Consider the following 7,045-nt stretch of genomic DNA (forward strand, 5'->3'; position numbering starts at 1 on the left):
TGATTTATAAAGATAATTAATTTTTTGTATGTTGCATAAGAATCCCGAATATCCTAAGATTTTCTCATTACAAATCTGTTTATCTTGAATCAATCAAAACCATTCGCTTACATATGAAACGTGGGATTGCCGTATAGAGTGAAACTGTACAAGACAGGACTAAAAATGCCTCTAATGAATTGTCTCAAGTTTCAAAGGCTGTTGCAACATTGGGGACTGGCAAAGATGATGATAGTGCCGGCTTTTTCCTTTGCAAGCATAAAAATGAGAGAGGCTCAACGAATGTGAATAAGAACTGAGAGGTGTTTTTGAATATACTCATCACACCACAATGACATTGCATAGAGAGGAACATTGTATGGGGGCACAGGGAACCCATGGGACATTCATTATATGGCACTTTATTTTGGATATTTTATTTTACACGAGGGAAAATAACTTCCATTCAAAACAAAAGAAGCCCAAAAACTGTAACAATGTGTATCATCCTCATTAACACACACTTTACAGCAGCTTTATAGGTATAAATTATAGAGCCATAAATAAATTGATGTATAAGCCCCCGCTCTATCTTAGAGCCAGATCATTATCAGAGCCAAAACAAAATCACACGATAGATCAACAGAAAGTGTTCCAGCTGCAATCAACAAAAGTCAATTTCCCACAAAACCAACCATACCCTATTCCATGCCATAATTCGAAATCAATACCTATCCCTCTCTCAGCTATAAACTCAAGATATTTCCTACGCTCAAATAGAAATTAGGTAGAAAAAAGCACTCTAGATTGGTTTTCGTTGTGAAATTTTGGTTGTAAAAAATGGATATACTGTTCTAAATATCTCAAGAAAGAAGCAAGGAGCTATTTTTCTCAGAATGCCCAAAAGCTGTTTTCAGTAATTCGATTTATTTTTCCACTGGATTATCATCTTCTAAGGTACAGGAGGCCGCTTATTGACCAAAGCGCTTAAACTACAGCAGCATCTCTAAATGAAACAAAATGCACGCTTCTAAACGCAATGAATGAGAAATAAATTGGCGAAAAGTTTCTGGCAATTCATGCCAATAAAAGGGAAAAATTCCAATGTCGGTGTATGAAGTGACACTTTTACAATTTCCTTTTTTATTTGTTCTGATGATATTTCCCCTTCGCGCAAAACAAGGGGAGTACCTCTAAGAATGCCCAAAAGCTGTTTTCAGTAATTCGATTTATTTTTCCACTGGATTATCATCGTTCAAGATACAGTGGCCGCTTATTGACCAAAGCGCTTAAACTACAGCAGCATCTCTAAATGAAACAAAATGCACGCTTCTAAACGCAATGTATGAGAAATAAATTGGCGGAAAGTTTATGGCAATTCATGCCAATAAAAGGGAAAAATTCCAATGTCGGTGTATGAAGTGACACTTTTACAATTTCTTTTTTTATTTGTTCTGATGATATTTCCCCTTCGCGCAAAATAAGGGGAGTACCTCTAAGAACGCCCAAAGGCTGTTTTGAGCAATTCGATTTGTTTTCCTACTGGATTATCATCTTCTAAGGTACAGGAGGCCGCAGTTTCCCACCCAGCACGCAAATAGGTTATGCGCGCTTCTAAACGCAATGAATGAGAAACAAATTGGCGAAAAGTTTCTGGCAATTCATGCCAATGATGGGTTTCAAGTTCCAATGTCGGTGTATGAAGAGATACTTTTACAATTTCCTTTTTTATTTGTTCTGATGACATTTCCCCTTCGCGCTCTGCTCGAAGAAGAAGGAGTTGAGAAGCGATTTGCATAAGTCGTGTACTTAAATACATAGCCTCTTTCGCATAGATTGCAGAAACTTCTGTTGAAAGGGAACGTGCCACTAATTTCCCTTCTGAGTCAATGTATGCTGCAGTTTTTTCAATCAGCGCCATTGTTTCTTCATAGAGACGATTAAAAGCATTTTCAAAAGCATTATGCTCAATCATGATAATAGGTTCATCATATGGACGTTTATGTACGCTCACGCTTTTATACTCCAAGTATCAGCACAAAATCATACCCCTTAACGAACAGAGGATTAAAAAGTTTCTTTTATTGCTGTATAGAATGCTTTTTTTTTAAAATTGCTACCTCTTTTAAATCTTTTGCGCAACGCGCTTTTTATACTAAGGTTAACGCGCCAAACAAACACTATAGGAATGTTTTTTATAAACGGATCATTTTCCTTGAAAAGGACCACTGCCAAGATTGCCGTTTTTCACAATAATAAGCGACTCCAAATTGCAAAGCAATACCCGTTATTATTAAGAAGGTATCGGAAAAAACCGTTTCTGTCATCACTGTTTTTACAATTTGTCCAAACATCGCAAAAATGGTTCCCGTTACAAAGACCGGTAAACTATGTTTTCCTAAAATTGCTAAAGGATGTTTTGGAGAGACATAAAACCATTTATTGACATGTGGCAAAGAAAAAATGAGAAAGGTTAATGCAAGAACATGAAGTAAACGTGGCAAGCTTAAAAAGGTTTTATTAAAGTTCATCAACGGGGAAGACCAGCCAAGCCAGCCCAAAATGCCCCACCAGTTTAAGCGAACCCATAACAGCGCCAACAAGAGATACGCTGCCGCACAAACAATCCAAAAAGACTGAAACGCGATTTTTTTTCCTTGTTTAAGCGCTAAAGTACTGGTCAATCCTATGACAAATAAGAATTGCCAAGACAAAGGATTTAAAAACCACTTTCCCTCTAAAGGATAAGAAGGAGGAGCAATTTTATAAAATCCGCAGATAAGATACAGTGTAAAGGAGCCCAAAAGCAGCCATTTTGTCTGTTTACAACTCAAATAAAGGATAAAAGGCGCAAAAAACATCAAAACGATATAAAGAGGAAGAATATTATTATATCCCAACTGGTGCCCAAAGCTTAAGGTACTTAAAAATGCGATAACAGGCTCTTTAAAAAAGAGTCCTACATTGTTCATTGATAAAAGTTTTTCTGTTCGCCATAAGAAAAATGCCCCTAAAAAAAGGCTTAAAGTTACAAAAGTCGTAAAAAGATATGCACCATAGAGCTGCAGAGCTCTGTACCAAAGTTTTCGGATAATAAAAGCAAAGGATTTTTGCTGTAACCGCGCATGAAAGCTTAACCCCAGAGAAACCCCTGAAAGCAAAACAAATATTTCTGCACAATCAGAAAAACCGAAATTTCTATGAGTAAAAGACTCATAAATCGTTCCGGGAATATGGTTAATGAAAATCGTCAATAAGGCTAAAGAACGAAAAACATCAATACGTGTATCTCGATGAGAAGATTGTGTATTATACTCAAGAACACCTTGGTATTTCATCAGTGGACTCCCACACGTTGCAAACCCCTTGAAGTCCCATAAAAATGGTGCTTACCCTTATTGCCAACAAGCATGAACAGGATGAAATTTTAATTTTTAAGTGTCAAGTTTCATTTTAAGCGTTTATTTTTTAAAAGGCAAAAGTTTTTTAAAGGCAAAAGAACGAAAAACATCTATGTGTGTATCACAGCAAAAAGGCAACATATTATGCTTAAAAACACTCTCATTTCTCATAAGCAGGCTTCCACACACCCACAAATCCTTTAAATTACGTGAAAATGGTGGTCACTTTCATCGCAAATAAGCATAATAGAATGAAACTTTAATTTTTAAGCGTTATTTTTTCTAAGAAACAGGGATTTGACATGACACAACAAAAAAATAAACCAATTGATCCACCTCTTTTCCCTCAGTTGATTTTAACACTTGATGTTCGGCGCAACACCCCACAAACATTTTTGCAGCAAATTTTACAAACAAAGTCTTTTGCATGCGTCATCCTTTATGATTCTGAAAAGTTGAAAGATGATAGCTCTTTTTTACAACAACAAGCGCAAATTTACGCAGAAGATATTCAACATCATGACGCAGCCCTTCTCATCGCTGATGACAGCCGCATTGCTGGGCGCATAAAGGCTGATGGATTGCATATAGAGGGAGATGTTAAGGCGCTCGAATACTTTGAAAATCAGAAAAGGGAACAAAAAATCATCGGTTTTGGCAATCTACGCAATCGCCATAGTGCTATGATTGCCGGCGAAGCAGGGGTCGATTACCTGTTCTTTGGCAAATTAGGGGCTGATAAAAAGCCGCACGCTCACCCCCGCAATCTCCAGTTAGCAACATGGTGGGCAGAGATTATGGAAATCCCTGCTGTTGTGCAAGCGGGGAGTGATTTTTCAACCTTTGATGAAGCCTTAAAGACTGGATGTGAATTCATTGCTGTAGAAGAAGTCATTTTTGGGAACGACAACCCCTTAATACTGCTTAAAACAATGCAAGAAAAATGTGAGAAAACCCCCTTGTAATATAGGAGGAGAATTTATAAATAAAGCGTTAATACAAATCAGAACACTCACCACTATATTACTTATATAGAACACACAATAACAGATAAAGAAGATACCTCGAAACTCAATAAAACTGCTTAATAATTCAATCAAATGAGATGAAAAAGCTAGCATCTTTTTTGACATAATATATAGAGAAAAGGATCATAAAAACTTTCTAGTTCAAAATGTTATAAAGACAAAGCATTATGATTGGGGAAAATGGTCATTTTCAATATTGGTACTGAATACCAATAGCTGACGATACAAATATGCAGGGGACATAACAATGCGATATAGCGGAACACTTGAAGATCTTAAAAACATAATTCGCAAAGCTGGATATCAAATCATAGAAACTAAACCTCTATCACATCCATCCCCTGAAGGATATCAGATCAAAACCTACGAAGGAGGCACTACTAATTGGTTTAAAAGCACAGGAAAAATCAACGTTCAAGGCAAAGAAAACATAAAACAAAAGTTAATAGAAGATTTAGCAAAGCATCTAGAAGAAACATCAACGATTCCTTCCTCAAAAACTGCTTCCAATACCTCAAGTAAAAAAATCTTTATCGTTCACGGTCATGATCGTTATTCCTTAAAGGACCTTGAAAATGCTCTTCTCAAGCTTGGTTTGGAGCCATACATTTTACAAAATACGAGTGGTAATGGTGTAACCATCATTCAAACTTTGAAAAAAGAAATTTGTGACAGTTCTATAAGTTTTGGTATTGTACTCCTCACGCATGATGACATGGGTTATGCTATATCTCAAGGTGAAAAAAAAATTCAACCCCGTGCGCGACAAAATGTTATTTTCGAAATGGGCATGTTAGCTGCCGCACTTCCTCTTGAGAGGATTGCTATTCTACAAAAAGAAGGCATTGAAATGCTTTCAGATGTTGGTGGAGTTTACTACCTTTCTTTTAAAGAACAGGTAAACGAAACATTCCCCAAACTTATTAAGCGCTTAGAAGAAGCTGATTTCTCTTTTAATACAAATGCAATTACTCATGCATTAAATTAAATTTGAATAATGCTTATGTTTATTTTTTAAGTGCACGCCCAAAAACACGTAGCACCCCACCACATTCCACAGACACACCCATCCTATAGGCTCAAAGAAACGATTACCCTCACCCTTTTTCAAACAGCAAGCAATTGTGTAAATTTAAATGAAGAGACCGCGTGTGAATTCACTACCGTAGAAGAAATCATTTTAGTCTCTTTGATAAACGCGGGGCTGTTGTCATAATTTTGATGGACTTGCAAAGTTTAAGAGGCAGCCTCTCATTCGATTAAAGAAAAATAGGAAATTCACGTCGGGCATGTACTACAGTTACAATTTCGATTTGATTTGCAGCTACTCGATACAATATAAGGTAATTTGGATGTGCTACAATTTCTCGTAATCCTAATACCTTCTCACTCTGTCTGTATAAATATGGATGTTCAGCCAATGGCAGTACGGATGCTTCCAAAAACCTTTTCATTCGGCGCGCAGCAGATGGATTTTCGCGAGCAATATAAGTAAAAACTGACGCAAATCGTCGCGCGCCGAAGACAACCAAACAACCGGAAGCATCACTTGTCCTGTTCAGCTTCAAGCTGACTGATTATAACTTCCATTTCAGCCATAACCTCATCATGCGGAATAGGAGGATATGGATTTGCAAGACTGCTCGCTACCTTATCGCGCAGCCATGCAGTGTAGCTGCTTTCCTGTTCAACGGTTTCGAACTCTGAAATTAGCGGAGAAAGGATGATCTTTATAACATATGTCCTTTCTATTCCTGAATATTGAAGATGATTACTCTTGGCTATGTTGTCAATACTAGCGAATTGAAAATGTTTAACTTTTAAGCGTCCAAAGTTCTTTTGATCTTAAAACTTAAGGCTTTTTAACCCTCTCAAAAAACACGGGGGCTAATGTCATGATTTTGACAATCATTCCAGAAAGGTTTAAGAGGCAGATAGCCTCTCATAAAAAAACAAATTTTGTAAGTAAAAAACTATTTTTATTGTAAATTTCCTGAAATTACTTTATGAATTAAAAGATGTTTTGGTCGCATACGCAACGACCAAAAGGGAACTGAAAACCCTAGATCCGAGCGTAAAAATAAACCCACTCCTGTGGGTATCCCGGAATTCCGGGAGATTTTGCTATGTCCAGGTGCTTTAAGCACTAAAAGCAAAATGCTGACTCGGATTCAGTGTTTTCAGACTCCCGGAATACTCATGCGAGGGCGCTCGCAACCGGCGGGGAAAAATGCAATCTCAAAATCTTAATATTGATCTTTTTATTGGCAAAAAAATTCGTTTGAGACGAAAAATGCTAAAAATGTCTCAAACAACTTTAGGACACGCTTTAGGTGTCACTTTCCAACAAATTCAAAAATATGAAAACGGCTTAAATCGTGTCAGCGCAGGGCGTTTAATGGAAATTTCTGATATCTTGGATGTTCCAGTTTCCTTTTTCTATGCGGATATCATCACAAAACAACAGCCCCCATACCTTCATGATGAAATCGCATCAAGCACAGAGGAATACCTGCTGCTCAAAAGATTTAGAGTTTTACCAACGGTAAAAAAGAAAGCCTTTTTACAGCTGATCTCTGATGAGAATGCAAGCTAATATCACGCGATAGCATGCGCTATTCATAATCCCCCTTTGTG

Annotated in this window: 7 protein-coding genes and 2 pseudogenes; 3 read left to right on the forward strand and 6 right to left on the reverse strand. The window is 37.1% G+C overall.

What is annotated here, in order from left to right:
* Positions 1-1,004 precede the first annotated feature (1,004 nt).
* From ACFIML_RS09425 to ACFIML_RS06370, 4 genes and pseudogenes are all read right to left on the reverse strand, one after another.
* Positions 1,005-1,153 (reverse strand): annotated as a pseudogene (locus tag ACFIML_RS09425) (DUF1465 domain-containing protein); the annotation flags it as partial.
* A 198-nt stretch (positions 1,154-1,351) separates the two neighbouring features.
* A pseudogene (locus ACFIML_RS09430) lies at positions 1,352-1,455 on the reverse strand (DUF1465 domain-containing protein); the annotation flags it as partial.
* Between the two features lie 19 nt (positions 1,456-1,474).
* Entirely contained in the window at positions 1,475-1,993 is a 519-nt protein-coding gene (locus ACFIML_RS06365) for a DUF1465 family protein (RefSeq protein ID WP_375606544.1), read from the reverse strand.
* A 181-nt stretch (positions 1,994-2,174) separates the two neighbouring features.
* A complete protein-coding gene (locus ACFIML_RS06370) occupies positions 2,175-3,317 on the reverse strand; it encodes an OpgC family protein (RefSeq protein WP_375609418.1) in 1,143 nt (380 codons plus the stop codon).
* Between the two features lie 365 nt (positions 3,318-3,682).
* Here ACFIML_RS06370 and ACFIML_RS06375 point away from each other — a divergent pair, with 365 nt between their 5' ends.
* Both ACFIML_RS06375 and ACFIML_RS06380 read left to right on the forward strand, forming a co-directional pair.
* Positions 3,683-4,345 carry a thiamine phosphate synthase gene (locus ACFIML_RS06375; RefSeq protein WP_375687668.1) on the forward strand — a complete coding sequence of 221 codons (663 nt, stop codon included), beginning with the start codon at positions 3,683-3,685 and terminating at the stop codon, positions 4,343-4,345.
* A gap of 310 nt (positions 4,346-4,655) precedes the next feature.
* Positions 4,656-5,396 (forward strand): TIR domain-containing protein, encoded by a 741-nt coding sequence (locus tag ACFIML_RS06380; RefSeq protein WP_375687670.1) that lies wholly within the window; start codon positions 4,656-4,658, stop codon positions 5,394-5,396.
* A 271-nt stretch (positions 5,397-5,667) separates the two neighbouring features.
* On the opposite strand, the gene ACFIML_RS06385 is transcribed toward ACFIML_RS06380, so the two are convergent.
* Both ACFIML_RS06385 and ACFIML_RS06390 read right to left on the reverse strand, forming a co-directional pair.
* Entirely contained in the window at positions 5,668-5,976 is a 309-nt protein-coding gene (locus ACFIML_RS06385; protein ID WP_375687672.1) for a type II toxin-antitoxin system RelE/ParE family toxin, read from the reverse strand.
* Positions 5,954-6,202, reverse strand: a complete 249-nt coding sequence (locus ACFIML_RS06390; protein WP_375687676.1) for an antitoxin — start codon at positions 6,200-6,202, stop codon at positions 5,954-5,956. The genes ACFIML_RS06385 and ACFIML_RS06390 overlap by 23 nt, the downstream gene beginning before the upstream one ends.
* A gap of 436 nt (positions 6,203-6,638) precedes the next feature.
* On the opposite strand from ACFIML_RS06390, the gene ACFIML_RS06395 reads away from it, so the two are divergent.
* Entirely contained in the window at positions 6,639-7,004 is a 366-nt protein-coding gene (locus ACFIML_RS06395; RefSeq protein WP_375687674.1) for a helix-turn-helix domain-containing protein, read from the forward strand.
* The last annotated feature ends 41 nt before the right edge of the window (positions 7,005-7,045 follow it).

It is taken from the genome of Bartonella sp. AC62GZZY (assembly GCF_042196525.1).
GTDB lineage: Bacteria > Pseudomonadota > Alphaproteobacteria > Rhizobiales > Rhizobiaceae > Bartonella.

Bases quoted from the DNA above. Each gene is read 5' to 3' on its own strand.
- ACFIML_RS06370 (WP_375609418.1), bottom strand. From the start codon at position 3,317: ATGAAATACCAAGGTGTTCTTGAGTATAATACACAATCTTCTCATCGA.
- ACFIML_RS06380 (WP_375687670.1), top strand. From the start codon at position 4,656: ATGCGATATAGCGGAACACTTGAAGATCTTAAAAACATAATTCGCAAA.
- ACFIML_RS06375 (WP_375687668.1), top strand. From the start codon at position 3,683: ATGACACAACAAAAAAATAAACCAATTGATCCACCTCTTTTCCCTCAG.
- ACFIML_RS06395 (WP_375687674.1), top strand. From the start codon at position 6,639: ATGCAATCTCAAAATCTTAATATTGATCTTTTTATTGGCAAAAAAATT.